Origin of the sequence: Paraburkholderia nodosa, assembly GCF_001718195.1 — a bacterium.
Lineage (GTDB): Bacteria > Pseudomonadota > Gammaproteobacteria > Burkholderiales > Burkholderiaceae > Paraburkholderia > Paraburkholderia nodosa_A.
This window is the reverse complement of sequence record NZ_MCNV01000005.1, coordinates 80,132-106,160: the sequence shown is the minus strand read 5'-3', so window position 1 is coordinate 106,160 and position 26,029 is coordinate 80,132. Positions and strand designations below refer to the sequence as shown.

Sequence of the window (26,029 nt, the reverse complement as noted above, 5' to 3'; positions counted from 1 at the left end):
GACCTTGACCGACGAAATCAGGCGGGCACAGCCGCCGGCAGACACGGCGCCACCGCGCGACGAATGCAGTCCACCGCGAAATCGACGTCTTCCGGCTTCGTAAAGCGCCCGAGGCTCAGGCGCACCGTGCGGTTTGCCGCCGCTTCGCCAACCCCGATGGCAGTGAGCACGTGCGAGGGCGTGCCAGCAGCCGAGTTGCAGGCCGAGGTCGAGGAGATCGCGAGGTCGCCGGTCAGCAGGAACGGGAAGAAGCCCGGCAGATCGATCGTGAGGCTCAGCGTGTGGGGAATGCGCTGCGCGCGCGCGGCGTTGAGCGTGACGCCCGGCAACGCGAGCACCTCGGCCAGCAGGCGCTCGCCCAGCCGCGCAATGCGCTCGCTGTCCGCTTGCAGCGCCTCGCGCGCAATCACGCACGCCACGCCCATGCCGACGATCTGATGCGTGGCCAGCGTGCCCGAACGCAGCCCACGCTCGTGACCGCCGCCGTGCATTTGCGGCGCGATGCGCTCGAACGCCTCGCGGCTCACATAGATCGCACCGATGCCCTTCGGCCCGTACACCTTGTGCGCCGACATCGAAAGGAGGTCGATGCCCATCGCTTTCACTTCGATGGGCGTCTTGCCGAGCGCCTGCGCCGCGTCGACGTGCAGCAGCGCGCCGGCGGCATGCACCACGCTCGCAATCGACGCGACATCGGTGAGCGTGCCCAGTTCGTTGTTGACCAGCATGAGCGAGACGAGACCGGTGTCGGGCGTGAGCGCGGCGGCCACGGCCGCTGCCGTGATTTCGCCCTGCGCGTCCGGTGCGAGCCGCGTGACGGTCATGCCGCGCGCTTCGAGGCTCGTCATCGTATCGAGAATGGCCTTGTGCTCGAGCTGGCTCGTGATGAGATGGCGCTTGTGCGTCGCGCGGTCCGCATAGCCCTTGAGCGCGAGATTGTTCGACTCGGTCGCGCCGGAAGTCCAGACGATCTCCTCGGCATCGGCGCCGATGAGCGCCGCCACGTCCTTGCGCGCCTGCTCGACGAGCCGGCGCGCCCGCTGGCCCGCGCCATGCGAGCTGGAGGCCGGGTTGCCGAAATCGCCTTCCATGCCCAGACAGCCGAACATCGCCTCGATCACCCGCGGGTCCGCCGGGGTGGTCGCGGCATAGTCAAAGTAACGCAAATCGCCCTTCTCGCTCATCTTCGTTTCTCGCACAACGGAATGTCGAAAATGCTACGCCCCGGGCACTAAAAAATGGTTCCAAAATTAAGTGGATTCTCCAAAGGGCGGAGTATTCGATTCTCTTCCATCGACCTAACGTGAAATGAAATTCTCAAGACGGTCGACCAGGCAGCCTGGTGGCGCGAAACCGATCGCGCCCTGGATCGGCGCGTAGTAACACAAAGTGGGCGACAGCGTTCCCGTGTACCGTATCCACTGCGCGCTCTGCGAGCGAGAAAAACGCCCCGGGAAAAGCGCGCCCAATGCCGTCCCCTCCACCTCCGCGAGGTTCGCCATGCCGCTTTCCCGTCGCCGCTTCCTCGAACTGAGCCTCGCCGCGAGCAGCACCGCCTGGCGCACGCAGCGTGAAGCGATGGCTGCGGACATGCAGCCCATGCCCGAAGAAGACCCGCAAGCGATGCAAAAGGCCCAGCGTGGCGGCCTCTACGCGAGCCTGCACGACCCCAACGCCACGCAGCTGCCGCCCGAAGCGTTCACGCAGCGCTTCTTCTATTCGAGCGCGCCGCGCGCCACGCCGCAAGGCGCGTGGACCACGGCCGCGCCCTTGCCGCTGCCGCGCAGCGAAATGGCGTGGGCGACGAGCGAGGGCGAGCGCATGCATGTGATCGGCGGCTACGGCGCGGGCCAGGTCGCGCGGCCCTATCACCATGTATTCGATGCGGCGCGCGGCGCCTGGCGCAACGCCGCGCCCGTTCCGCGCGGCGCGAATCATATCGGCGTGGCGGCGCTCGACGGCGTGGTCTATGCGATGGGTGGGTTCGTCGAGCAGAACCGCATTGCCGTGCCCGACTGCTACGCCTATGTCGTGACCGACGACCGCTGGCACGCGATTCACCCGCTTTCGCGCGGCTCGCGCGGCGCGATTTCCGTCGTGGCGCACGAGGGCATGCTGCACGCGATCGGCGGCCGCGACACGCGCTCGGTGGACTGGCACGAGGCTTACGACCCGCAGAGCGACAGCTGGAAAACGCTCGCGCCCATTCCCGGTCCGCGCGACCACACGGCGGCCGTCTCGCTCGCGGGCTGGATACTCGTGGCCGGCGGCCGCATGGATACGTTCGACTTCAACACCGGCATGCACGTGGCCTACGACGCGAAGCGCGACGCCTGGGAAGAACGCGCGCCCATGCCCACGCCGCGCTCCGGTCACGGCGGCGCGGCGTGGCGGGGACGCTTCTTCTGCATGGGCGGGGAAGGCACGCGGCGCGTCTTCGGGCAGAACGAGGGCTACGATCCGGCTACCGACTCATGGCAGGCCTATGCGCCCATGCTCACGCCGCGTCATGGCATGGGCGCGGCAGTCGCGGGCGATGCAATTCATGTGGCGGGCGGCGGCCCGATGAATGGCGGCGTGATTCAGACTTCGGTGCACGAAGTGTTTTCCCTTTGAGCTGGGCAGCCTCCCCCTTCGGCGCGCAGGGTCTGCTCACCCTTCGGGCGTGGCAATGTCCGCGCGAATCAGCTCATCCGCGAGCGTGAGTGCCTGTTGCCTTGCCTGCGGACCGGTCGCGCACGGCCCCGGACGCGGACAGCCGTCGAACGGATAGATGAGCCGCCCATCGGTCTTGCGGCGAATCCGCAGCAATCCGTAGTAGCGGCCCGCGCCGTCGATCTGCTCGCCGCAGAAGACTTCATAGTCTTCCGCGGTGGTCGGACGGCGCACGGCCTCTTTCGGCCTTTTCTCTGGCATTTCGGCACTCCGGGACTATCCTGGGCGAGATAAGCGGAAGCTCAGCAAGCGCCGCGCCTGAGAGGGGCGTCGCACGGAAGTCGGCGATAACGGGCACAATACGCGCCTGCGCCGCCGCGCCGGACGCCGTGTTCGTGATCCGAACGTGCTTTCCGAACAGCTGCCCCAACGCCCCCCAGCGCCGCCGCACCGGAACCCGCCCTTTTCACGCTGTCATGACTCACGATCTGCCCGAACGTCCCGCCACCGCCGCACGCCAGGCGAACTCGCCGCGCTTCCTGCTGTTCCTGATCTGCCTGTTCGCCTCCGCCGGACAGCTCGCCATCGACATCTACGTGCCCGCACTGCCGGCCATGGCGCGCTACTTCGCGACGTCGCCACAGGCGATCCAGTCGAGTGTGTCCGTTTATCTCGCCGCCTACGCCTTCGGCCAACTCATCTTCGGGCCGATTTCCGACGCGCTCGGGCGCAAGCGCGTGCTGGCTTTCGGGCTCGTGATCTATACGCTCGGCTGTCTGCTCTCGCTCGCCGCGCCGAATCTGGAAACTTTCGTGCTGGCGCGCTGCCTGCAGGGCTTCGGCATCGCCGCGACCAACCTGCTCGCGAAGGCCATCATCACGGATTCGTTCGTGGGCACCGCGCTCATGCACGCGTTCACCTACATGTCGATTACGTGGGGGCTCGCGCCGATCATCGCGCCGGTGATCGGCGCGCATCTGCAGGAGCTGTTCGGCTGGAAGGCCTGCCTCGTGTTCCTGCTCGTCTATTCGTTGGTGATGTGGGCGTTGCTGTGGCGCTTTCGCGAGACCTTGCGGCAACCGGTGCGGCTGGAGCCGCGCACGCTCATCGCGAACGCGGGCAAGGTGCTCGCGAGCCCCGTGTTCCAGAGCTGCTTTCTCGCCCAGGGCTTGTGCTACAGCATCCTGCTCGTCTTCAACGTCGTCGGGCCGTTCATGGTGCAGAACACGCTGCACAGGCCGCCCACCTTCTTCGGCTATCTCGCGCTCGGCATCGGCCTGATGTATTTCCTGGGCGGTCTCTCGAACCGGCTGCACGGCCCGCGCCTGCCTACCCCGGAGCAACGTCTGCGTGTGGGGGCGCGCGTGATGGCGGGCGCGGCCATCGCGATGCTCGTGCTCGCGCTCACGGTGGGCCTGCGCGTGTGGACGCTCGCCGTTCCTGTACTCGTGATGGGTCTGTGCGCGGGTGCGATGTATCCCACGCTGATGGCCAAGGGCAATTCGCTGTTCCCGCATATCGCGGGTTTGACGAGCGCGATTCTCGGCTGCGCGCTGCTGCTCGTTTCCTCGGCGATGATGGGGCTGGCCGGTTTCGTCTCCGTGCACGTGCTCACGCCGCTAGCGGTGTTCTTCGTACTGCTCGCGCTCACCGTCGTCGTGATGGTGACGAAGCTGCTGCGCCACCTCGCGCAAAGTCAGGCTGCTGCCGCCGCGCTCGCGCAGCGCAGCGGCGAGGCGGCGTGAGCCGCTAGCTCCCGGTCAAGCCGTTATCGGATCGCGCGCGCCACGTCCTGCAACTGCGTGAAGGCGCGGTAACGCGCTTCGTGCAGCGCCGCGATCTGGCCCGTGGCCGGCGCATAGACCTTGCTGATCCGGGACATCGCGGCCATCGCGTCGCGCGCGTTATCGTATAGGCCGCCAGCCACGGCGCCCAGCATGGCCGCGCCCAGCAGGACCGGCTCCTCGGCGTGGGTGGCCAGCACGGGCTTGCCCGTTGCGTCCGCCAGCAGCTGGCGCACGAGGTCGAGCCTGCCCGCACCGCCGCTGATCACGACCTGCTCGATCGGCGCGCCCGCCTGGGCCTGCACCTCGACGATCTGCCGCAGCCCATAGCCGATGCTGCCGATGCCCGCGACATAGAGCGCGACGAGGCTCTCCATGTCCGTCTCCATGTCGAGTCCCGCGATGACGGCCCGCGCGTGCGGATCGGCAAATGGCGCGCGGTTGCCGAGGAATTCGGGCACGACATGCAGGCCCTGATCGTGCGCGAGGCGCACCGCGCCCGATTCGCTCTGCGCAGCCTGAACCGCCAGCCCGGCAAGCATCGTCGGCAGCGACTGCCCTTCGCTCGCCGCGCGGCTCGCGGCTTCTGCAGCGAGCGGATGCATCGCGAGCAGCCGCTCGATCGCCGCGCCCGCCACCGACTGCCCGCCTTCGTTGAGCCACGCCCCGGGCACCATCGCCGCGTAGTACGGCCCCCACACGCCCGGTACGAACACGGGGTCGCGCGTGGTCGTCATCGTGCACGACGAGGTGCCGAACACGTACGCGAGGCACGCCTCGGGCTGCCCCTGCGCGCCGACCGTGCCGATGCCGCCCGCATGCGCGTCGATCACGCCCGTCGCGACGGCAGTGCCCGCGCGCAGGCCGAGCTGCGCGGCGGCCTCGGGCGTGAGCCCGCTGCCGAGCGGCGTCCCGGGCTCGACGATCGTGCGGCCGATGCGCGCAAAGCCTTCATCGGCAAGCACGCCCAGACCCACGTTGCGGAAGTAGCTCTCGTCCCAGCGCTGCTCGTGCGCGAGATAGGTCCACTTGCAGGTCACGGTGCAGGTGGAGCGCGAAAGATCGCCCGTGGCGCGCCATGTGAGGAAGTCGGTCAGGTCGAAGAACTGCCAGGCCGCGGCGAACACCTCGGGCCGGTTTTCCAGCAGCCACAGCAGCTTGGGCGTTTCCATCTCCGGAGAGATCTTGCCGCCCACGAAGCGCAGCACATCGTGGCCCGTGGCGTTGATGCGCTCGGCCTGCTCCACGGCGCGATGGTCCATCCACACGATGATGTCGCGCTCGGCCACTTCGGAGGGGCCAACGGGCAACGGCGTGCCGCCCTCGCCCAGCACGACGAGCGAACAGGTGGCGTCGAAGCCGATGCCGGCGATCTGCTCCGGCGAGATCGCGGCCTGCGCGAGCGCCTCCTTCACGGCCTGGCACACGGCGTTCCAGATCTGCGTGCTCGATTGCTCGACGATGGCGCCGCTCTCATGAAACACGCTGATGTCGTGTTTCGCCGACGCAAGCATGCGACCGGCGGAATCGAAAATGCCGGCGCGGGCGCTGCCCGTGCCCACATCGACACCGACGGTATGGCGTTCGCCGCCGGCCTGGTTAATTGAGGTCATGGCTCGTTGATTGTGGTTAGGGCCTGTTCACGCTGATAACAGGCCCTAAAGATCGACACTGTTCGGCAGGATCACGAGGTCGCGAATGGTGACGTTGCGCGGCCGCGTGAGCATGAATACCACGGAATCGGCCACTTCCTTCGGCTGCATGAGACTGCCCTGGACCAGCGCTTCATCCATCTTCGCCTGGGGCCAGTCGTCGAGCAAGGCCGTGACCACAGGGCCCGGCAGCACCGCGCCCACGCGCACGCCGTGCTTCGCGACCTGGCGGCGCACGGTGTGCACAAACGCCTGCACCGCGAACTTCGAGGCCGTGTAAATGGGCTCCCACACCACCGGCACGACGCCCGCCACCGAACTCGTGAAAACGATGTCGCCCGACTTCTGCGCGATCATGTGCGGCAGCACCGCATGCACCGAGCGAAACGCGGCGTTGATGTTCAGGTTGAGCATGCGATCCCACTCGTCGGGGTTGCCGTTCGCCACTTCGCCGCCGATATACGCGCCCGCGTTGGCGTGAAAGATGTCGAGCCCGCCCGCGAGATCGAGGATCCTGGGCAGCATCGTCGCATAGTCCGCCGCGTTGAGCAGGTCCATGGCGAGGGGCAGCGCGTTGGGCCCCAGCTCCGCGCAACATTTCGCGAGCCGGTCCTCTGCGCGGTCGATCAGCACGACTTTCGCGCCTTCGTCCACGAACGCACGCGCGCACGCGAAGCCGATGCCGGACGCCGCGCCGGTAATGGCGGCGACCTTACCCTTGATCGATTCAGACATGGGTGACTTTCTCCTTGAATCAGGTGCCGACGCCTCAGGCGCGGCCATGCGAAACACGCGACTGGCGGGCGAGCGAATCGACGATCACGGCAATGGCCAGCACGGCGCCGGTGATCATGAAGCGCAGCGACGACGACAGGTTCAGCAGCGTCAGGCCGCTCGCAATCGACTGGATCACGATGATGCCGAGCACGGCCGACCATGCGCTGCCGCGCCCGCCGAAAAGGCTCGTGCCGCCGATCACGGCCGCCGCGATCGCGTTGAGGTTGACGTCTCCGGTGCCGGCCTGCTGGCTCGCCGAAGCGAGTCGCGCCGCGGTCAGCACGCCGCCGATTGCGGCCAGGCTCGCGCACAGCACGAAGGCGCTCGTATAGATCGCGCCGACCTTGATACCCGCGCGCCGCGCGGCTTCGTGATTGCCGCCCACGGCGTGCATCGAGCGGCCCCAGCGCGTGCGCGTGAGCGCGTACTGCATGACGACGGCGAGACCCAGAAAGAGGCCGAACATCAGCGGCACGCCACGCCCGCGGTTGAGATAGGCCACGACGATTTCGAGGAACACGGTCAGCGCCGCCGCGCGCCCGAGCAGGCCTGCGACCGAAGGTGCCGAAAGCCTGGCCGCATGGCGGCGCGTGCGCGTACGCAGGCCGAGCAGCAGGAGCACGATACCGGGGAGCAGCGCGATCACGTGCGAGACGAGCGGCGGAATCACCATCAGTTGTCCGAAGTTCACCATCGCCGAGCCGTAGGGCAAATTGATAGAGCCCGTCGAGCCGAGCACGTAGAGCTGCATGCCGAGGATGGCGAGCAGGCCCGCGAGCGTCGAGACGAAACTTGGCATGCCTATCCAGTTGAGCAGCAGCGCATACAGTGCGCCGATCACCGCGCCCACCGCAATGGCCGCGATGATGGCGAGCAGCACGGGCCAGCCGTCGTTGACCCACAGCGTGCCGACGAGCGCCGAAGCGAAGCCGCTCATCGAGCCCACCGAGAGATCGATCTGCCCGAGCAGCAGCACGCAGACAATGCCAAGCGAAATGACGCCGACCGTCGAGCAGTCGAACAGCATGTTCACGAGGTTGTCGGCGGAGAGAAACACGGGGTTCAGGCTCGTGAACACCGTCCAGATGATGACGAGCCCCGCGATGACCGGGAGCGAACCCAGGTCGCCCGAGCGCACGCGGTCGACGAATGCCGACACGCTCTCGCCGATTCCGCTCGCATGCTTCACGCGCACGTCGCTGCGGTCGAGCAGCGTGGATGGCTTCGCATCGGGCTTTGAGGCATCCGGGTTTTCAGGCTGCGCAGCGCCATGGATAGTCTTGCTCACGATCGTTCCTTTCACTGGACATCCTGTTGCGCCTGGCGGCGGCCCGCGCGGCGCGACACCGCGTTTTCCGTCGCGCCGGTGATCGCCGCCACGAGTTCGGCGTTGGAGGAGTCGGGATAGAAAATCCCGTTGTTACGGCCAAGGCGCAGCACGACGATGCGGTCGGCGACGGCGCGCACGTCTTCCATGTTGTGGCTGATCATGATGACGGCGTGCCCGCGGTCGCGCACGCGCTCGATCAGGTTCAGCACCTCGGCGGTCTGGGCCACGCCGAGCGCGGCGGTCGGTTCGTCGAGCATGATGAGCTTCGGGTCGAGCAGCAGCGAGCGCGCGATCGCCACGGTCTGGCGCTGGCCGCCCGAGAGCGAGGCGACCACGTCGCGCACGCTGGGAATACGCGCCGAAAGCTCGTTGAGGAGCGTCCAGGCCTTCACTTCCATCGTGACCTCGTCGAGCCGGTAAGGGCTCAATTCGCGGCCGAGGAAGATGTTCGCCACGACGTCGAGGTTCTCGCACAGCGCGAGGTCCTGGAACACCGTCGCGATCCCCAGGTCGAGCGCCGTGCCCGGATCGGACAGGTTCACCGGCTGGCCGCGAAACGTGATCGTCCCGGCGCTCGGCTGGTGCACGCCCGCAAGAATCTTCACGAGCGTCGATTTGCCCGCGCCGTTGTCGCCGACGAGGGCGACTACCTCGCCCGCATGCACGTCGAGCTCGATATCCGTGAGGGCCGAAACCGCGCCGAAGTGCTTCGAGATGCCGCGCAGGCTCAGCACCAGCTCGCCGGGCGCGCCGTCGCTTGTCGTGGCTCGGTCCGTGGCTCGGTCCGTGGCTCGGTCCGTGGCTCGGTCCGTGGCTCGGTCCGTGGCGCTGTCCGTTGCGCGGTTGGTGGATTCGTCAGTCATGAAATGGGTACCTCTTCGTTGCTCTCAGGGCCCGGCGCGCGCCGGGCCCAGCCATGCGTATCAGCCGCCAATGCCGAGCTTCTTGCAGCCATCGGCGTAACGGCCCGTGCACAGATCCGACGCTTTCGCGAAGCCCTTGTCCACCACTTCCGCCTTGATGTTGTTCTGCGTGATGACGGCCGGCTTGAAGAGCTGCGTGGGCGTCTTGAAGAGCGTCGTTTCGCCCTTCACGGGCTTGCCGTCGAGGAAGCCCACGGCCACCTTCGCCGCTGCGCCCGCCACGATCTCGCTCGGCTTGAGGATCGTGTTGTACTGGTCGCCCGCGATGATCAGTTGCAGGCCCGCGGTGGTCGCATCGTTACCCGTGACCGCCGGAACCGGATTGAGTCCCGCCGCCTTGAAGGCCGCGATGGTACCGCCCGCCGTGCCGTCGTTGGCGGCCACGACGCCCACGATCTGCGGTCCAAAACGCGTGATCTGCCCGCTCACCCATTGCTGCGCCTTGGGCGGCGCCCACTCCGGCGTGTCGTACTCGGAGAGCGTCTTGTAGCCGCTGCCCTGCAGCCCTTCGTGAATGCCCTTCTTGATGAGCCCCGCGGCGGCGTCGGTCGGCGAGCCGTTCACTTCGAGCACGCCGCCCTTGCTCCCGGCCACGCCCGACTCCTTCAGATGCTGCACGAGCGATTGGGCGATGGACTTGCCGATTTCCTCGTTGTCGAACGAGACGTAGTAGTCGGCAGGCGTGGACGGCACGGGCCGGTCATACGCGATGACCTTGATGCCCTGGCTTTGCGCCATGTGCACGAGCGAAGCCGCGGCCGTGGAGTCCACCGGGTCGAGCACGATGACCTTCGCGCCCTGGGCGATCACCGAATTGAATTGTTGCTGCTGCTGCGAGGCATCGGCATTCGCGTTCTGGTACAGCACCTTGCAGTCGGGGCAGAGCTTGCCCATTTCGGCCTTGAAACCGGGGAAGTCGTGCTGCTCGTAGCGCGTGGAGGCCTGATCGGGCATCAGGAATGCGACCGTGCCGCTCGGCGCGGCGTAGGCCGACGTGATGCCCGCGAGGGCGAGACTGAGTGCGGCGGAGCGGATCAGTTGGGTGTGAAGTCGGGTCATTGGGTGTCTCCGTTTTTTGGTTGAATGCCTGGTAGGGTGGCCGGTGCTGTCGTGCTGCCTTGTGAACGTGTGAGTTCGTCCTGCGCAATGCCTGAAATGCGCACTGCGCTTGAACCTCTTTTGCTGGGCGATCCGCTAGCCGATCGCGGGCGCGCCGTACACGGCTTCGCTCTTGCTGGCCGCGCTCGCGGCGTTGAGCCGCTGATAGGATCGCCAGCGCGACGGCGACATTTCCTTGATCAACAGGAACTGGCGGTTGAAATTCGAGAGGTTGTTGAAGCCCACCTGATAACAGATGTCCGTGATGTTCAGTTCGCCCGACATCAGCAGCTGGCACGCCAGATTGATGCGCAGCTGGTTCACGTAACGCACGAACGACACGCCCGTATGGCGGCGGAAATAGCGCGAGAATGCGCTCACGCTCTGCCCGGCCAGTTCCGCCAGCTCCGTTTCGCGCAACTCCTGCGAGAGATTCTTGCCGATGAAGGCGAGCACGTGATTGATGCGCGTACCCGCATAGCGGGCCGGGTCGGCGCGATACGCCTCGCTTGCGAGCGCCGCGGGCTCCTCGCTTTGCACGAGCAGATCGAGCAGGTCGATGAAGAGCGTGACACGTCGCATGCCCTGTGCGCCCAGCATCTCGCGCAGGATCGGCTCGGCGGCCGCGCCCGTTGCCGGCGTGAACAGCAGCCCCCAGCGCGACGCATCGAGCAGCGCCTCCACGCGCCTGAATTCGGGAAACGCATCGATCGCGCGGGCAATGAAAGCCGCGTCGAACTGGAGGACGAGACAACGTTCGTCCACCGCCTCGCCGTGCGGCACGCTGCTCACCCAGTTGTGCGGCAGGTTCGGGCCGATCATCACGAGATTGCCGGGCGTGAAGCTGCCGATGAAATCGCCCACGAAATACTTGCCCGTGGTCGAGGTGATGAGGTGGATCTCGTACTCGGGATGGAAGTGCCAGCGCACCGTCCGATAGGGGTAGCCGTGCGACCAGACCTTGAACGACTCGTCGCGCGGCACGGCGACCAGTTCGAGGTCAGGCTGGGAATGCGTGGCGCCGGGCGCGTTCGTGCGCGCCGCGGGTGCCCCAATGGTTTGCATCTCGACTCCTCCTGCACAGTTTTTTCTTGTTCTGCGACGGCTACTTGCGCATACGCTCGACCTGTCTTCGGACCACGCGCCGCCATGCCTGAAAATTACCCGCCGCAGCACGCCTCCACCACTGAAAATCAGACCGCAGACTGATACTTTCTTGCATTCGGGTTAGTCCTGGGCCGATTCTAGTATGCCGGAAGTCAATTTTTGTGCATCGCAACAGTTGCCACTAGCGAACCGCGAGACAGCCCAACCACCAGAAAAACGGCAAATGTTGCTGCCGCTCGCTCGAGGACGAATCCCGAAGAGCGGTCAAAAGTCGCCACCGCACCCGCTCGACAGGGACGCGCGATGCGCAGGCAGGGAAAGTCCCGATGCGAAATCGTCCTATGACATCGGAAACAGAAATTGACGGGACTAACTTGATTGCTCAAGCGCGCCATTCGGGCCGCGGTTCCTGACAAGAGGACGTCTTATGCGATTCGCCGAAACTTGGCATTCCCCCACGCCGGGCCGGTCCCTATGGGACGATACGTCGACTCCCGACCACGACCAGCACGCCGCCCCCACCGGCAGCGCGCACACGCTGCCACGCCGCGCCATTACCGCCGCCGCGCTCGGCAACGCAACCGAGTGGTTCGACTACGGCATCTACGCCTATGGGCTCGCGTATATCTCCGCGGCGCTGTTTCCGGGCAGCACGGCAAGCGCCACGCTGTTCGCGCTCGGCACCTTCGCCATTTCATTTCTGATTCGCCCGCTCGGCGGCCTGTTCTGGGGGCCGCTCGGCGACCGCTTCGGGCGCAAGAAAGTGCTCGCGCTGACCGTGCTGCTGATGTCGGGCGCCACGCTGCTCGTGGGCCTGCTGCCGACCTATGCGAAAGCCGGCTGGATCGCTCCGGCCGCGCTCATCGTTTTGCGCATGATCCAGGGCTTCTCCACCGGCGGTGAATATGGCGGTGCAGCCACCTTCATGGCCGAATATGCGCCCGACGCGCGGCGCGGCTTCTGCGGGAGTTTCCTCGAGTTCGCCACGTTGGCCGGCTTTTCGCTGGGCGCCTTGCTGATGCTCGCGGCATCGCTCGCGCTCGGCAACGAGGCGATGCATGCGTGGGGCTGGCGCCTGCCGTTCCTCGTCGCGGCGCCGCTGGGCTTGATCGGCTTCTATCTGCGTTCGCGCATCGAAGACACGCCGGTATTCCGCGAGATGGAAGAGAAGTTCGAGCAACAGGAGCGGGAGCGCCCGGCCATTTCGCTGCGCACCCTGCTGCGCGAGCATCGCGTGCCGCTCGTGCTGCTGGGCGGGCTCGTGGTCGCGCTCAATGTCGTGAACTACGTGCTGCTCGCGTATATGCCGACGTACATGCACAAGGAATTGGGCGTGAGCGAGAACATGTCGCTGCTCATTCCGCTCATCGGCATGCTGGCGATGATGGCCCTGCTGCCGTTTGCTGGCCGGCTCTCCGATCACGTGGGGCGCAAGACGCTCTGGTGGTTTTCGCTCGTCGGGCTGTTCGTCGCCGCCGTGCCGATGTTCATGCTGATGCGCCACGGCGTGGGCGGCGCGCTGATCGGCTTCGCCGTGCTCGGCCTGCTCTATGCGCCCCAGCTCGCGACCATCTCGGCGATGTTCCCCGCCATGTTCCCGACGCAAGTGCGTTATGCGGGGATGGCGATTGCCTACAACGTCTCGACCTCGCTGTTCGGCGGCACCGCGCCGATCGTGAGCGACTGGCTCGTGGACAAGACCGGCAGCCCGCTCGTTCCGGCGTACTACATGATGGCCGCATGCGCGGTGGGCGCCGTCGCACTCTTCTTCGTGATCGAAACGAAGGGCTGTTCGTTGCGCGGGCAACAGGTGCCTGGCAAGGCCCAGCAGTAACGGCATGGCGGGCCGCTCGCGCCCGTCATGCTCCGATCGAAATGCCCGACCGCGTGTCGGGCATTTTCTTTTCGGCGACTAACGTTTGAAAATGACCTTCGTCGTCGCGGGATCGATCGGTGAAGACGAATGCTGGTGGAAGATCTTCCAGCCCTCGTCCGTTTGCCTGAGCGTCGCGGTGATGCGATTGTCCATCGAGCGCAATTCCTCGCCGTCCGCCGCGACTGCTTTGTAGCTCACGAAGGCGTACACCACGGCGAGGTCCTGGGAGACGACGGTCTGCGCCTCGCTGAAATCCACGAACACGCGCTCGGCGCCCAGCGAGCCAAACCAGCCCTCCACCATGTTGCGCCATGACGCGATGCCCTCGTACGTCCACGCGCCCCACATGTCGAAGGCCAGGATGTCGGGGTCGTAGAGCGCGATGAACGCATCGACGTCTTTGGCCAATACCGCGGCCTTGTACTGGTGCAGCACCTGCAGGATCGGATCGGCGGCTTTGTCCACTGTGTTGTCTCCTGAACCAGGTTGCGTTGACGAATGAACGGCTGCTTATTAAAGCAACGCCGCCTGGCCTCTGTCCAGTGAATTTGCCGCCCCGCCTTTCAGGTGCGCGAAGCGTTGGCGAGCACGCGTGCGCCCTTGCGCTGCGGACGCAGCAGCAAATAAAAGGCGGCGCCGTGCGTAATTGCCAGCAGCGGCACGACAATTACGGGAATCACGTACGTTGCGCCCAATTCTCCCGCGTGCACGGGCACGCCGGCCTGGATGGCGTGGTAGTAGGCAAGAACCAGGTCCACCGCGCCGACGAGATTGAACGCCACGACGAAGAACCAGAACACCGGCCGCTTTCTTGCCGCGAGTAGCGCCAGCATGGCCAGCGCACCCGTTGCGAGGTCCCCATAAGCCGTGGGCACGGCGAAACTCGCGGGCAGATCGGGACTCACGACGCCCGGCAGCATGAAGACCAGCCCGAAGAAGCGGAAGCTGTGCAGCGTGGCGATGGCGCGTTGTGCGGCGAATGGGTCCATCGATTTGAGCCGGGGCCAGACGTACCCGGTAAAACAAAGAAGCCACGCGACATACCCGAGCGCGAGATGCAAGCGAAAGATCGATTCCGGTGACATGTTGCCTCCTGCAAGGTGCGTTGCGATGTGCGGATGATATGAAGGGAGCTCACGCGGCGCGGCGCCGGAACAATTGACGCAGCGAAAGCGCATGCAACAGGATCGAACTGGGCACGACGAACGCGGGCGTCAGTACATACGGGTACGTGCCCGCGTTGAGGCTCGGCATATCCGGCGCGATCAGCTGGAATCGGCCGGGCGCCGTGATCATCCCCAGGGTCACGGCAACGGCGAAATCGATCAGCCCGAAAATGTTCCAGGCGATGGCGGCCTTGTGCCCCTGCGCCGTGCCGCTTGCCACCGCGATGGCCGCCGGCACGGCGAACAGGCCCGTCAGCAGGTCGCCGGTGCCTGCCGGCAACGCGTCCACGCCGGCCATCGCGCCGTGCAGCCACGCAGCGATCGCCCAACTGCCGAACACGCGATAAAACTGCAGCGCAATGAGCCATGCGGCCGGCATCGCGTCGAGTACTTGCCCGATTCGCTTCGACATCAGCAATAGCGGCGCGCCGACCATCACAGGCAGGAATATCGCCAACGGCAGCATGGGCAACGGCGGCGGGACGGCGCTCAGTCGAAAGACGCCATGGATCGCCGCACTCCAGACGACCGCGAACCAAAGCGCATGCGCCATGAGAATCACGAGCCAGGTCGCGCGGCGCTGGCTCAGCGTCAGGCCGGTGCGCTCGAGGCCGAGCCACAATCCGAGCGCCATGAACATCTGGGCGACGAGCTGGTGCGCCGTGGTTTGAAAACCGCTGCCAGGGATCGCCGGCAGCCAGTACATCACGGCAATCCACAGCAACGTGAGCGGCGCAATCCAGCGCAGGCTGCGCCAGGCCGGGCGCGGCGGGATGATGCCAACGGGAACGGCGGGTGTGCTCATCAGCGGTTCTCCAGATGAATGCCAGACTTCGCGCTGGATCCTGCCTGCGCGCGAGGCGATTTGCGCGCGTCATCGGCTGGCACGTTAGGTGTACCATCGTTTCCCGCGAGCGACTATTCATCACAATGTTGATGCGCTATGAAGCAGAACTTCACAGTCAGGCAAGGTGCGCTCGATGGCGTGGAGGCGTTTCTGAGCGTCGCCAGGCACCGCAGCTTTCGCAAGGCGGCGGCGGACCTCGGGGTGACGCCTTCGGCTATCAGCCAGGCGGTGCGTGTGCTCGAAGAGCGCATCGGCGCGGCGCTGTTCGTGCGCACCACGCGCAGCGTCGGCCTGACCGAAGCCGGCGAACGGTTTCTTTCGCGCGCAAAACCCGCCTTCGAGGAACTGGTCGCCGCGAGCGAAGTCGCGCGCGACCTCGGGCAGCGCCCTACGGGTTTGTTGCGGCTCTCCGTGCCGCGCGCGGTCGTCCCACTGCTGCTCGAGCCGCTGCTCGCTTCGTTTTGCCAGGCTTATCCCGAAGTGGAGGTGGAAATCGCCGCGAGCAAGGAAGTGGTCGATCTCGCGGCGGAAGGCTTCGACGCCGGCATCCGGCTCGGACAGCTCGTCGCCGCCGACATGGTGGCGGTGCCACTGACGCCGCCGTTTCGTCTCGTTGTCGTAGGTAGTCCTGCCTACTTCTCCGGCAATAAACGGCCCCGCCACACGGACGATCTGCGCGAGCACGCCTGCTTGCGCTGGCGGCGCTCCAACGGCGCGCTGGCCTCATGGTCATTCGATGACCACGGGCACGCCATGGAAATCGCCGTCTCCGGACCGCTGATCGCCAGCGACTTCCCGACCATGATGGGCGCGGCGCTCGAAGGCATCGGCCTCGCGCAGCTACCCGAGCCGATGGTTTCCGATGCCGTGAAAGCGGGCAAACTCGTGCGCGTGCTCGACGCCTACGCGCCGATGCTGCCGGGCGTGTTTCTCTGCTATCCCAGCCGCCGGCAGATCATGCCCAAGCTGCGCGCATTCATCGACCATGTGAAAAGCCGCAAGGCGGGCGCGGGTCAAGCCAAAACCCGTTGAACCCGCCCGCGGCGCTTCGACGTCAAGCAATGCTTTCCCAGGCGCCCGAGCGGGCCGAGCGGAACACGGCGTCGATCACGCGCATGTTCGCGCAGGCATCTTCCAGCGCAATCGCCTGGGGCGCGCCGTTCAATATCGCCTCGGCAAAAACCTCCGCTGCCACGCCGTATTGATCGCATACCGGCAGTTCCAGCCAGCGATCGGCTTCTCCCTGCTTGCTCAACAAGAGCCGCGTCGGCCGGTCGTTCGGCGCATTGAATGGAATCTCGACCTCGACGCGCCCGGTCGCGCCGTGAAACTGCATGCGCTGGTAGGGATGAATCTGGGTGGAGTAAAAGAAGCTCGCTTGCACGCCGTCGAAATCCATGAGCACGGAGCCTAGACGGTCCACTTCGAACGACGGGTCGCGCTCCACGAGCGCGACCACGCGCTTCGGCTCCCGCCCGAGAATGAGGCGCGAGGTCGTGATCGGATAACAGCCGATGTCCAGCAAGCCGCCGCCGCCCATATCGCTATGGTTGCGAATGTCCTGCGCATTGGTGTTGTAGTAGGTAAAGCCGCCTGTCACCGCCCGCAATTCGCCTATGGCGCCCTCTTCGATCAACGCCTGCACCTTCAGCCACTGCGGATGCGTACGAACCATGAAGGCTTCCTGGATATACCGCCCGCTCTTGTCGCGCGCGGCGATCAATCGTTGCGCCTGTTGCGCATCGAGCCCGATCGGCTTTTCGCACAGCACATGCTTGCCCGCCTCGACGGCCTTGATCGTCCACTCCACATGAAGATGATTGGGCAACGGGATATAGACCGCATCGATTTCCGGGTCTGCCAGCAGCGCCTCGTAACTGTCGTACGCCTGCGCGAGTCCGTATTTCGCCGCGGCAGCCTGGGCCTTCTGTGCTGAACGCGAAGCAATCGCTTTAACGCGGCACTTCGGCGCGTGGTGCATGGGCACGACGACCTTGTCGTTGATCTTCGACGTACCCAGGATACCCCAGACGATTTCATCCTTTGCCATGACGTTCCCTTTGGATTCGATTATGCGATACCCGGAATGGACTGAATGGAACTCACTCTTAACGAGCGCTCCACCGCGAACCGTAAACGCTCGAATGCAGGAGTCTACACCCGCGAAAACCCTCACTTCACACGTCCGCAAACGCGTCTTGCAACAACTGATAACAACTGACGGCAAGATGAAAGCACGCCGTCACGAGAGATTCGCCTTCCAGCCCCACATTGCTCGGGCTGTGCGCAGGTCCCCACAAATGCAATACAAAAACGAGGTGAAAGATGGAGAATACGAGCCGGTGGTCGCGGTTAGGCGCAGTCGTTGGCGCGAGTGCAATGGCACTTGCGGGTGTGCACACAACGGCTTATGCAGGCGACATGAAGGACGTGAAGCACGTCCTGCTCATCAGTTTCGACGGTCTGCATGAACAGGATGTGGCTCGTTGCATCGGCAGCAATGCCTGCCCCAACCTCGCGCTGCTCGCGAAGTCGGGCGTGACCTACACGAACGCCCATACGCCGCATCTGTCCGATTCGTTCCCCGGCCTCACGGCGCTGGTCACGGGCGGCTCGCCGAAGAGCGCGGGCCTCTTCTATGACGTGTCATATGACCGTACGCTCTACGCACCGCTCGATTCGCAGTGCAAGGGCCCGCAAGGCTGGAACGTCGTGTTCGATGAAACGACCGGCATCGACGGAGAGAACGGCGGCGCGCTGATCCACCTCGACGGCGGCGGCGCGTTCAATCCGCAAGCCATTCCCTACGCGAAGGTCAACGGCGTTTGCACGCCCGTGTACCCGCACAATTACATCAAGACGAACACCGTCTTCGAAGTCATCAAGCAGAACATCCACGGCGCGCGCACCGCGTGGGCGGACAAGCATGCGTGGGGCTATGACTGGGTCAACGGTCCGTCGGGCAAGGGCGTGGACGATCTGGCGCGCACCGAGATCAACTCGATCGATCCGAAGACCGGCACGTATTATCTGGACACCTACACGCATACCGAAGTCTTCGACAACATCCACGTGCAGGCGCTGATCAACGAGATCGACGGCCTCGACTCGACGGGCAAGACGAGCGCGCCGGTGCCCACGATGTTCGGCACGAACTTCCAGACGCTTAGCGTCGCGCAGAAGTCGCCGGTGGCGAAACAAGGCGGCTATCTCGACGCCGACTTCACGCCGGGCCCGCAGGTCGCCGCGGCCATCACGTATCTGGACAACTCGCTCGGCCGCGTGGTGCAGGAACTGAAGCAGCGCAATCTGTACTCGTCGACGCTCATCATCGTGACGGCCAAGCACGGCCAGTCGCCGACCGATCACTCGAAGCTGGTGAAGAACGGCGACACGCTCACGAAGCTGCTCGAAGCCAACAACTATCTGGACTCGACCGGCAACTTCGGCCAGAACAACACGAAGACGGGCAACCTGAACGACGGCTCGGGCCTCTCGGGCACGGGCATGGTGCAGACCGACGACGTTGGCCTGATCTGGCTGCGCGATCAGAGCCAGAAGGACGCCGTGGTGAAGACGCTGCAGGCGAACCTGAGCTGTAACGCGCCGGGCATTTGCGCGGATGGCCCGCAGGCGTACATCCTCACGGGCGACCGCCTTGCGGACTGGTTCGGCAATCCGTCGAACGGCCGCACGCCGGACATCATCGTGCAGCCGAACCCGGGCGTGATCTATACGTCGAGCACGGCGAAGGATGAAGAGCACGGCGGCAACGCGCCCGACGACAGCCACCTCGGTCTCGTCGTGTCGTTCCCCGGCATTCACCACGCCGGCCGTACGGACGACCACTACGTCTTCACGACCCAGGTCGCACCGACGATCCTGAGCGCGCTCGACCTCGATCCGCATCTGCTGCACGCGGTTCAGCTCGAAGGCACGCATCGCCTGCCGGGGCTGGGTCTCGACGAGAAGTAAGGCGTGGCTGGCTGCGGCAGTCATCGGAGGTTCGATGGCTGCCGCGTCGGCGGCCCGCTCAAACCGTCTGCAAGCCCTCGATATCGCAGATGCGGATCAGCTTGCCCTGCGCGTCGATGAGGCCACGCTTCTGGAAGCGCGACAAGATCCGGCTCACGGTTTCGAGCGTGATGCCGAGGTAGCTGCCCATGTCCTCGCGTGACATGCGCAGACGGAACTCCGCCTGCGAATAACCGCGCTGCCAGTTGCGCGACGACACGTCGAGCAGGAAGGCGGCCACGCGTTCTTCGGCGGTGAGCGAGCCCAGCACCATCATCTGCGAGGCTTCCTGGTTGAACTGGTCCCCCATGAGCCGGTGCAGCCGGTCCTGCATCGTGCCGCTTTCGCGGCACAAGCCCTTGAGCGCCGCGTAGGGAAGCGTGCAAATCGAGCTGTCTTCGAGCGCAACGGCGCTGAACGCGTGCACGTCGGTGGCGATGCCGTCGAGCCCCAGCGCGTCGCCCGCGAGACGCAGCCCCGTGATCTGCTCGCGGCCGTCGCGGTTAACGATCAGCGTCTTGAGCGAGCCGGAGCGCACGGCGTACAGGCTGTCGAAGCGGTCGCCCGAGCGATAAAGGGCCTCGCCGCGGCGCACCTTGCGCGCCCCGCAGATCAGCGCCTCGAGCTTCGGCAGGTCTTCTGCCGGCAGACCTTGCGGCATGCAAAGATGGCGCATCGCGCACCCCGAACAGCGTGCGCTGGGTGGCGTTCCGGTGAGAGGAGCGCGGCTGCTTTGGCGCACGACGATAGCCGATCCTGCGACGGGTGAGAGCATCGAACGACTCCTTCTTTAACATTTTTTAAGATTTCGACGCATTGTCACACCATGCGCGTGCGTCAATGTGGTGGCAAAATGCCGCGCACTAGAACCGCGGGCCGTTGAGCCTTGTCAGGCAACGGTTTCACGGCCTATTGCGCAAGCGCAAGCGACCGAAAAGCAACACCTGCGCAAGCCCAGCGGGAACAAAAAAGCCGCCGTACTGGCGTACGGCGGCTCGTGGAATTACACCTTTGACGGTTGACGCGTGCCTTGCGGCTCACCCCGCCGCGACAAGATTGCGCTCGGCCACCTCGTCCACGGCCTGTCTGACGACGCCGACGATCTCGTCGGCTTCGGTGCGCGTCATGACGAGCGGCGGCGCGAAGCCCAGGATGTCGCCATGCGGCATGGCGCGCGCGATCACGCCACGCTGCAGCGCCGCCGCCGAAACCTTCGGCCCGATCTTCAGCGCCGGGTCGAACGGCTTGCGCGCTTCCTTGTCGGCCATGAATTCCAGCGCCGCCAGCATGCCCACGCTGCGCACCTCGCCCACGAGCGGATGCGCGCCGAACGCCTCGCGCAGCTTCGCGCCGAAGTACGAGCCGACCTGCGCCGCGTTCTCCACGAGCTTTTCACGCTCGAGGATCGCCAGATTGGCAAGCGCCGCGGCGGCACACACCGGGTGTCCCGAATAGGTCCAGCCGTGGCCCATCGGCCCGTGTTCCTGTGAGCCGCGCGCGATCACGTCCCAGACCTTCTCGCCCACGATCACGCCGGAAAGCGGCGCATATGCGCTCGTGAGGCCCTTCGCGACCGTGATGAGATCCGGTTCGATGCCGAAGTGCTGCGCGCCCATCTTCGAGCCCAGACGCCCGAAACCGCACACCACCTCGTCGGAGATCAGCAGGATGTCGTGCTTGCGCAGCACCGCCTGAATGGCCGGCCAGTAGCCTTTGGGCGGCTCGATGATGCCGCCCGTGCCCATCACCGGCTCGGCGATGAACGCGGCAACCGTGTCCGCGCCTTCGCGCGCGATCAGCTTTTCGAGCTCTTCCACGCAGTACGCGACGAACTGCGCCTCGTTCATGCCCGCGGGCGCCTTGCGATACCAGTGTGGGCAGACCGTATGCTTCACGCGATCGATCGGCAGATCGAAATGCTGATGGAAGCTCGGCAAGCCGGTGAGGCTGCCCGTGACGATGCCCGAGCCGTGATAGCCGCGGTCGCGCGAGATGATCTTCTTCTTGTTCGGGCGGCCCAGCACATTGTTGTAGTACCAGACGATCTTGACCTGCGTTTCGTTCGCATCCGAACCGGACATGCCGTAGTACACCTTCTTCATGCCGGCAGGCGCCCAGTCGATGATGCGCGACGACAGCTCGATGATCGCATCCGAAGAATGGCCCACATAGGTGTGGTAGTACGCGAGCTGCTTCGCCTGCTCGTACATGGCGTCCGCAACTTCGGTGCGGCCGTAGCCGATGTTCACGCAGTAAAGACCCGCGAAGGCGTCGATATACTGCTTGCCCTGATGGTCCTCGATGCGGATGCCCTTGCCGCCGCGCACGATCTTGCCCGGCAGCGCGCCGCTCTCGTGATCGTAGGCGTGCGTGGACGGGTGCATGAAGTGCGCGCGGTCCTGCTCGAAGAGTGCGTCGATACGTTGAGTCATGTTGTCCTCCTGATTCCGGTTCAGGCCATGGCCGCGAGCGGCAGGCCGAGATTGCCAAGACAAAAATATTTGGTTTCCACGAAGGGCTCGAAGCCCTCCGCGCCACCTTCGCGGCCCAGGCCCGAGGCCTTCATGCCGCCGAATGGAATGGGTGCGCCCGTGAACTTCACGCCGTTCACCGAGACCATCGCGAAGTCGAGCCGCCGCACCAACTGGAAGATCGTGTCCATGCGCGTCGCGCACACGTAGGCCGCGAGGCCGTATTCCGTGTCGTTCGCCTTGGCGATCGCTTCGTCGAGCGTGTCGAACGCGCAGACTGCCGAAATGGGCGCGAAGTTTTCCTCGTCGTAGACGCGCATGCCGGGCGCGGCATCCGCGATCACGGTGGGCTCGTAGTACCAGCCGCCCAGCGCATGCGGCTGGCCGCCCGCCACGATGCGCGCGCCCTTCTCGCGCGCATCGGCCACGCGCTGTGCGGTGCTGTCGAACGCGGCCTGGTGCATGAGCGGGCCAATATCCACGTCTTTCTCGAATGCGGGGCCGGTCTTGAGCTCGCGCACCGCTGCCGCATAGCGCTCGACGAACGCTTCGTAAAGCGGCCGTGCCACGAAAATACGGTTCGCCGCGCAGCAGTCCTGGCCTGAAGTCTGGAATTTCGCCGCCACGGCAATCCCTACGGACTGCTCGAGATCGGCGTCTTCCGTGACGATGAACGGTGCATTGCCGCCGAGTTCGAGCGCGACCTTCTTGATGCCCGCACGCGCCGCCGCCTGCGTGACGAGCGAGCCCACGCGCGTCGATCCCGTGAAACTCACGGCACGCACGCGCGTGTCGCTTACCAGCGTTTCCATCGCCATTTGCGGCTCGCCGAGCACCACGTTGTAGACACCAGCCGGAAAGCCGGCCTCCTCCGCGAGTTGCGCCAAAGCGAGCGCCGAATACGGTGTTTCGTGCGCGGGCTTGACGACGACCGTGCAGCCGGCGGCGAGCGCGGCGGCGGCCTTGCGGGTGATCATCGCCACCGGAAAATTCCATGGCGTGATGAGCGCCGCGACGCCCACCGGTTCCATCACCGTGCCCAGATGCGCGCCGTCGATATGGGTGGGAATCGTACGGCCTGCCAGGCGTTTCGCCTCGTGCGCATACCACTCGACGAAGCTCGCCGCATAGCGGATTTCGCCGCGCGATTCGGCCAGCGGCTTGCCCTGCTCCAGCGAGAGCAGCGCCGCCAGATCCTCCTGGTGCCGCACGATCCGCTCGTGCCAGCGCAGGAGCGCCGCGCTGCGCTGCGTTTGCGAAACCCAGCGCCACGATTCGAAGGCGCGCTGGGCGGCGTCGACTGCACCGGTGATCTGCGCGCGCACGAGCATAGGCACGTGGCCGATCACCGACTGGTCCGCAGGGTTCTGCACGGCCACGGTGGCCGCGCTGTCGCTATGTACCCAGCGGCCGTCCACGTAGCACAGCGATTTGAACAGAATGGGGTGTCGTGGCAGCATCTCGTCTACTCCTTGTCAGGTCTGTCGACATGCAATCCATTCTGGGGCCGGCGGCGTCGCGATTTTTTTGGTTTTCGGCCCCGCACACTTGCGGTTTCTTTTGAACCACCCCGCGCGGGCGCGAAAAATTCATGCGCTTTCCAGGGCCCACGCTGGCGCGTGACTCGGTGCACACTTCACCACCTTTGTCACGATGTAGGTGAAGTAGCGCTCGATCCCGAGATCCTCCATCAGCAGCGCGTCGATAAAGCGCTGGTAATGGTCGATGTCGCGCGCCATCACGTGCAGCACGTAGTCCACGCCGCCGCCTGTGGCATAGCACTGCATGACTTCTTCGGCCGCGCTCACGCGTTCTTCGAAGCGTCGCATCTCGGGCGCGGTATGGCGCGATAGCGTCACTTCCACGACGATACGGCTGCCACGCATCGCGCCGACCCAGTCCACCTCGGCGTGGTAGCCGCGTATCACGCCGCTTTCCTCGAGCTTGCGCACGCGCTCCCAGGCCGGCGAAATGGAAAGGTTGACCTCTTCGGCGAGCTTCGATTTCGTGATGCGGCCATCGCGCTCGAGGATGCGCAGGATGGCCAGATCGTAACGGTCGAGCTTGATCACGGCGTGCTCATGCCGCGACGGGCAGGTTGCGTTCGACCACGTCGGCAACCACGGCCACGGTGTCGCCCGCCTGCACGAGGCCGGGGAAATGGCGTGCAGCTAACAGCCCCCCGCATTGCGCGCGATATTCCACGGCGCGCCCTCCGGTTCGGTCGATGTCGTGCACGCGCGCGAGCACGTCGCCCGCCTCGACGGTATCGCCGAGATCGCGGCACATCTCGAGCATGCCGCGATGCTCGCTCGTGGTGTAGCAGGTGCCGTCGGGCATGTCGAGCAAGGTGGTCGTGCGCGGCCCCCCACTGCGCTCGCTGGCCTTGCGCTCGATGACGCCGGCGTGCGCAAGAAAGCCGCGCACGCCGCGATCCGCAATCGCCACGCTCTGCGCGGTGGAAGTGCCACCACCACCCAGCTCGGTCGAAACGAACACCTTGCCCGCTTCCTCCACCGCGCTGTCGAACAGGCCCACGCTATCGAGTTCCAGCATGCGCATGGAGTACGGCGCGCCGAACGCACGCATCGCACGCTCGCAACGCGCCTGCTGATCACCATCGGGCAGCACATGAATCGCCGCGAACGGTACGAAGTCGAGCGTGCGCCCGCCCGCGTGAATATCGAGCACGTAATCGGCGCGCGCCAGCAACTCACGCTGGAAGTAGTCGGCGATCTTTTCGGTCACGCTGCCATCGGGGCGACCTGGAAAGCTGCGGTTCAGATTGCCCGCATCGATCGGCGAGGTGCGCGTGCCCGCACGAAACGCGGGATAGTTCATGTACGGCACGATGATCACGCGGCCATTCACGTCCGCGGCCTGCAACGAGCCCGCCAGCTTGGCGAGCGCGATCGGGCCTTCGTATTCGTCGCCGTGATTGCCGCCCGTGAGCAGCACCGTCGGCCCCTCGCCGTGCTTGACCACGGTAAGCGGGATCATGATCGCGCCCCACGCGGAATCGTCGCGCGAATAAGGCAGCCTCAAAAAGCCGTGTTGCACGCCATTGGCGTCGTAATCGACGGTCGGCGTAATCGGTGACGCACGCATCGGCCCTACTCCTTCACGAACAGTTTGCGCGGCGTGGTGCAGAACGTTTCGACGCCGGTTTCAGTGATCAGAATGCTTTCGGTGATCTCGAGGCCCCAATCGTCGAGCCACAGCCCTGGCATGAAGTGAAACGTCATGCCGGGTTCGAGCACCGTGCGGTCGCCCGGACGCAGGCTCATGGTGCGCTCGCCCCAGTCGGGCGGAAAACTCGCGCCGATGGGGTAGCCACAGCGGCTGTTCTTCTCGATGCCCGACTTGCGCAGCACCGCAAAGAACGCATTGGCGATGTCCTCGCACACGTTGCCGGGCTTCGCGGCGGCAAGGCCGGCCTCGATGCCTTCCACCACGGCTTTCTCCGCATCGAGAAAGTGCTTTGGCGGCTTGCCGAGATAGACCGTACGCGACTGCGGGCAGTGATAGCGGTGGTAGCAGCCCGCGATCTCGAAGAACGTGCCCGCGTTCGCCGCGAATACCGAATCGTCCCACGTGAGGTGCGGGGCGGCGGCATCGGCGCCGGTGGGCAGGAGCGGCACGATGGCGGGATAGTCGCCGCCGTGGCCCTCCACGCCGGTAATGCCCGCCTCATAGATCTGCGCAACGAGGTCGCACTTCCTCATGCCCGGCTCGACCACATCGAGAATGCGCGCATGCATCTTCTCGACGATGCGCGCCGCGACGCGCATGTACTCGATCTCGCGCGGCGACTTCACCGCGCGTTGCCAGTTCACGAGCGCGGTGGCGTCCACCCAGCGCGCCCTGGGCAAATGGCGCTGGAGCGACGCGTAGGCCGCCGCACTGAAGTAGTAGTTGTCCATCTCCACGCCGATGCGCAGCGTGTCCCAGCCGTGCGCGGCGATGACTTCCGTGCTCAGATAGTCCATGGGGTGACGCACGGGAGACTGAACGTAATGATCAGGATAACCGATGATATTGCCGTGCGACATGAACGCCGTGCGCTTCGCGCCGTTCGCGTCCTGGCCGCGACCGAACCAGACGGGTTCGCCGTCCATGGTCAGCAGCACGCATTGATGGACATAGAACGACCAGCCATCGTAGCCGGTTAGCCAGTTCATGTTGGTCGGGTCCGTGACGATCAGCAGATCGATGCCTTCGTCCTGCATCGCGCGGCGCGTCTTCGCAATGCGCGCGTCGTATTCGCTGCGTGCGAACACGACGCGCGGCGCCACCTCACTCTTTTCAGTTGCTGCGGACATCTTTCCC

The 26,029-nt window shown here is 65.4% G+C and carries 23 protein-coding genes and 1 pseudogene; 5 read left to right on the top strand and 19 right to left on the bottom strand.

Going from position 1 to position 26,029, the window contains the following annotated elements; genetic code table 11:
• Positions 1–29: 29 nt before the first annotated feature.
• Together BFD71_RS11580 and BFD71_RS11575 are read right to left on the bottom strand one after the other, a co-directional pair.
• Positions 30–1,184 (bottom strand): annotated as a pseudogene (locus tag BFD71_RS11580) (cysteine desulfurase family protein); the annotation flags it as partial.
• A gap of 114 nt (positions 1,185–1,298) precedes the next feature.
• The gene (locus BFD71_RS11575; protein ID WP_069263749.1) at positions 1,299–1,502 is read right to left on the bottom strand and encodes a hypothetical protein; all 204 of its coding nucleotides are present in this window, start codon (positions 1,500–1,502) and stop codon (positions 1,299–1,301) included.
• Between BFD71_RS11575 and BFD71_RS11570 the strand changes: the two genes are divergently transcribed.
• Positions 1,501–2,616 carry a Kelch repeat-containing protein gene (locus tag BFD71_RS11570; protein WP_141710640.1) on the top strand — a complete coding sequence of 372 codons (1,116 nt, stop codon included), beginning with the start codon at positions 1,501–1,503 and terminating at the stop codon, positions 2,614–2,616. The two genes, BFD71_RS11575 and BFD71_RS11570, sit on opposite strands and share 2 nt — an antisense overlap.
• A 36-nt stretch (positions 2,617–2,652) precedes the next feature.
• Here BFD71_RS11570 and BFD71_RS11565 read toward each other — a convergent pair whose 3' ends face one another.
• Positions 2,653–2,916, bottom strand: a complete 264-nt coding sequence (locus BFD71_RS11565) for a DUF6723 family protein (RefSeq protein WP_069263747.1) — start codon at positions 2,914–2,916, stop codon at positions 2,653–2,655.
• Between the two features lie 215 nt (positions 2,917–3,131).
• Here BFD71_RS11565 and BFD71_RS11560 point away from each other — a divergent pair, with 215 nt between their 5' ends.
• The gene (locus BFD71_RS11560) at positions 3,132–4,400 is read left to right on the top strand and encodes a multidrug effflux MFS transporter (RefSeq protein WP_069263745.1); all 1,269 of its coding nucleotides are present in this window, start codon (positions 3,132–3,134) and stop codon (positions 4,398–4,400) included.
• Positions 4,401–4,423: 23 nt separating this feature from the next.
• Here the strand turns inward: BFD71_RS11560 and BFD71_RS11555 are convergent, their stop codons facing one another.
• From BFD71_RS11555 to BFD71_RS11530, 6 genes are all read right to left on the bottom strand, one after another.
• Positions 4,424–6,052, bottom strand: a complete 1,629-nt coding sequence (locus tag BFD71_RS11555; RefSeq protein WP_069263743.1) for an FGGY-family carbohydrate kinase — start codon at positions 6,050–6,052, stop codon at positions 4,424–4,426.
• Between the two features lie 45 nt (positions 6,053–6,097).
• Complete coding sequence (locus tag BFD71_RS11550; protein ID WP_069263742.1) at positions 6,098–6,826, bottom strand: SDR family oxidoreductase; 729 nt, start codon at positions 6,824–6,826, stop codon at positions 6,098–6,100.
• 34 nt (positions 6,827–6,860) lie between these two features.
• The gene (locus BFD71_RS11545; protein ID WP_083245222.1) at positions 6,861–8,156 is read right to left on the bottom strand and encodes a sugar ABC transporter permease; all 1,296 of its coding nucleotides are present in this window, start codon (positions 8,154–8,156) and stop codon (positions 6,861–6,863) included.
• Between the two features lie 11 nt (positions 8,157–8,167).
• Complete coding sequence (locus tag BFD71_RS11540; protein WP_069264156.1) at positions 8,168–8,932, bottom strand: ATP-binding cassette domain-containing protein; 765 nt, start codon at positions 8,930–8,932, stop codon at positions 8,168–8,170.
• Between the two features lie 189 nt (positions 8,933–9,121).
• On the bottom strand, positions 9,122–10,180 hold the full coding sequence (locus tag BFD71_RS11535; protein WP_069263740.1) for an ABC transporter substrate-binding protein: 1,059 nt from the start codon (positions 10,178–10,180) through the stop codon (positions 9,122–9,124).
• 135 nt (positions 10,181–10,315) lie between these two features.
• Entirely contained in the window at positions 10,316–11,284 is a 969-nt protein-coding gene (locus BFD71_RS11530) for an AraC family transcriptional regulator (RefSeq protein ID WP_069263738.1), read from the bottom strand.
• A gap of 469 nt (positions 11,285–11,753) precedes the next feature.
• Between BFD71_RS11530 and BFD71_RS11525 the strand changes: the two genes are divergently transcribed.
• Entirely contained in the window at positions 11,754–13,160 is a 1,407-nt protein-coding gene (locus BFD71_RS11525) for an MFS transporter (protein WP_069263736.1), read from the top strand.
• Positions 13,161–13,238: 78 nt separating this feature from the next.
• On the opposite strand, the gene BFD71_RS11520 is transcribed toward BFD71_RS11525, so the two are convergent.
• The 3 genes from BFD71_RS11520 to BFD71_RS11510 form a co-directional block, all read right to left on the bottom strand.
• On the bottom strand, positions 13,239–13,667 hold the full coding sequence (locus BFD71_RS11520) for a YybH family protein (RefSeq protein WP_069263734.1): 429 nt from the start codon (positions 13,665–13,667) through the stop codon (positions 13,239–13,241).
• Positions 13,668–13,765: 98 nt separating this feature from the next.
• Positions 13,766–14,287: a hypothetical protein gene (locus BFD71_RS11515; protein WP_069263732.1), complete on the bottom strand. Its 522-nt coding sequence runs from the start codon at positions 14,285–14,287 to the stop codon at positions 13,766–13,768.
• Between the two features lie 49 nt (positions 14,288–14,336).
• On the bottom strand, positions 14,337–15,173 hold the full coding sequence (locus tag BFD71_RS11510; RefSeq protein ID WP_069263730.1) for an MFS transporter: 837 nt from the start codon (positions 15,171–15,173) through the stop codon (positions 14,337–14,339).
• A gap of 138 nt (positions 15,174–15,311) precedes the next feature.
• On the opposite strand from BFD71_RS11510, the gene BFD71_RS11505 reads away from it, so the two are divergent.
• Positions 15,312–16,247, top strand: coding sequence for a LysR family transcriptional regulator (locus BFD71_RS11505; protein ID WP_069263728.1), 936 nt, complete (start codon positions 15,312–15,314; stop codon positions 16,245–16,247).
• Positions 16,248–16,269: 22 nt separating this feature from the next.
• On the opposite strand, the gene BFD71_RS11500 is transcribed toward BFD71_RS11505, so the two are convergent.
• Positions 16,270–17,265, bottom strand: coding sequence for a Gfo/Idh/MocA family protein (locus tag BFD71_RS11500; protein ID WP_069263723.1), 996 nt, complete (start codon positions 17,263–17,265; stop codon positions 16,270–16,272).
• A 275-nt stretch (positions 17,266–17,540) separates the two neighbouring features.
• On the opposite strand from BFD71_RS11500, the gene BFD71_RS11495 reads away from it, so the two are divergent.
• Positions 17,541–19,190, top strand: coding sequence for an alkaline phosphatase family protein (locus tag BFD71_RS11495; protein WP_069263722.1), 1,650 nt, complete (start codon positions 17,541–17,543; stop codon positions 19,188–19,190).
• Positions 19,191–19,248: 58 nt separating this feature from the next.
• Here BFD71_RS11495 and BFD71_RS11490 read toward each other — a convergent pair whose 3' ends face one another.
• The 6 genes from BFD71_RS11490 to doeA form a co-directional block, all read right to left on the bottom strand.
• A complete protein-coding gene (locus tag BFD71_RS11490) occupies positions 19,249–20,004 on the bottom strand; it encodes a helix-turn-helix domain-containing protein (protein WP_083245196.1) in 756 nt (251 codons plus the stop codon).
• 262 nt (positions 20,005–20,266) lie between these two features.
• Positions 20,267–21,661 carry an aspartate aminotransferase family protein gene (locus BFD71_RS11485; RefSeq protein ID WP_069263721.1) on the bottom strand — a complete coding sequence of 465 codons (1,395 nt, stop codon included), beginning with the start codon at positions 21,659–21,661 and terminating at the stop codon, positions 20,267–20,269.
• Positions 21,662–21,681: 20 nt separating this feature from the next.
• Positions 21,682–23,160, bottom strand: coding sequence for an NAD-dependent succinate-semialdehyde dehydrogenase (locus BFD71_RS11480; RefSeq protein ID WP_069263719.1), 1,479 nt, complete (start codon positions 23,158–23,160; stop codon positions 21,682–21,684).
• 129 nt (positions 23,161–23,289) lie between these two features.
• Entirely contained in the window at positions 23,290–23,772 is a 483-nt protein-coding gene (locus BFD71_RS11475; protein ID WP_069263717.1) for an Lrp/AsnC family transcriptional regulator, read from the bottom strand.
• Between the two features lie 7 nt (positions 23,773–23,779).
• Complete coding sequence (doeB, locus tag BFD71_RS11470) at positions 23,780–24,808, bottom strand: N(2)-acetyl-L-2,4-diaminobutanoate deacetylase DoeB (protein ID WP_069263716.1); 1,029 nt, start codon at positions 24,806–24,808, stop codon at positions 23,780–23,782.
• Between the two features lie 5 nt (positions 24,809–24,813).
• A complete protein-coding gene (gene doeA / locus BFD71_RS11465; RefSeq protein WP_069263715.1) occupies positions 24,814–26,022 on the bottom strand; it encodes an ectoine hydrolase DoeA in 1,209 nt (402 codons plus the stop codon).
• Between the last annotated feature and the right edge of the window lie 7 nt (positions 26,023–26,029).

Bases quoted from the DNA above. Each gene is read 5' to 3' on its own strand.
- BFD71_RS11575 (WP_069263749.1), bottom strand. From the start codon at position 1,502: ATGGCGAACCTCGCGGAGGTGGAGGGGACGGCATTGGGCGCGCTTTTC.
- BFD71_RS11500 (WP_069263723.1), bottom strand. From the start codon at position 17,265: ATGGCAAAGGATGAAATCGTCTGGGGTATCCTGGGTACGTCGAAGATC.
- BFD71_RS11510 (WP_069263730.1), bottom strand. From the start codon at position 15,173: ATGAGCACACCCGCCGTTCCCGTTGGCATCATCCCGCCGCGCCCGGCC.
- BFD71_RS11495 (WP_069263722.1), top strand. From the start codon at position 17,541: ATGGAGAATACGAGCCGGTGGTCGCGGTTAGGCGCAGTCGTTGGCGCG.
- BFD71_RS11535 (WP_069263740.1), bottom strand. From the start codon at position 10,180: ATGACCCGACTTCACACCCAACTGATCCGCTCCGCCGCACTCAGTCTC.
- BFD71_RS11480 (WP_069263719.1), bottom strand. From the start codon at position 23,160: ATGCTGCCACGACACCCCATTCTGTTCAAATCGCTGTGCTACGTGGAC.
- BFD71_RS11570 (WP_141710640.1), top strand. From the start codon at position 1,501: ATGCCGCTTTCCCGTCGCCGCTTCCTCGAACTGAGCCTCGCCGCGAGC.
- BFD71_RS11505 (WP_069263728.1), top strand. From the start codon at position 15,312: ATGAAGCAGAACTTCACAGTCAGGCAAGGTGCGCTCGATGGCGTGGAG.
- BFD71_RS11560 (WP_069263745.1), top strand. From the start codon at position 3,132: ATGACTCACGATCTGCCCGAACGTCCCGCCACCGCCGCACGCCAGGCG.
- BFD71_RS11550 (WP_069263742.1), bottom strand. From the start codon at position 6,826: ATGTCTGAATCGATCAAGGGTAAGGTCGCCGCCATTACCGGCGCGGCG.
- BFD71_RS11525 (WP_069263736.1), top strand. From the start codon at position 11,754: ATGCGATTCGCCGAAACTTGGCATTCCCCCACGCCGGGCCGGTCCCTA.
- BFD71_RS11515 (WP_069263732.1), bottom strand. From the start codon at position 14,287: ATGTCACCGGAATCGATCTTTCGCTTGCATCTCGCGCTCGGGTATGTC.
- BFD71_RS11485 (WP_069263721.1), bottom strand. From the start codon at position 21,661: ATGACTCAACGTATCGACGCACTCTTCGAGCAGGACCGCGCGCACTTC.
- doeA (WP_069263715.1), bottom strand. From the start codon at position 26,022: ATGTCCGCAGCAACTGAAAAGAGTGAGGTGGCGCCGCGCGTCGTGTTC.
- doeB (WP_069263716.1), bottom strand. From the start codon at position 24,808: ATGCGTGCGTCACCGATTACGCCGACCGTCGATTACGACGCCAATGGC.
- BFD71_RS11490 (WP_083245196.1), bottom strand. From the start codon at position 20,004: ATGCTCTCACCCGTCGCAGGATCGGCTATCGTCGTGCGCCAAAGCAGC.
- BFD71_RS11565 (WP_069263747.1), bottom strand. From the start codon at position 2,916: ATGCCAGAGAAAAGGCCGAAAGAGGCCGTGCGCCGTCCGACCACCGCG.
- BFD71_RS11530 (WP_069263738.1), bottom strand. From the start codon at position 11,284: ATGCAAACCATTGGGGCACCCGCGGCGCGCACGAACGCGCCCGGCGCC.
- BFD71_RS11555 (WP_069263743.1), bottom strand. From the start codon at position 6,052: ATGACCTCAATTAACCAGGCCGGCGGCGAACGCCATACCGTCGGTGTC.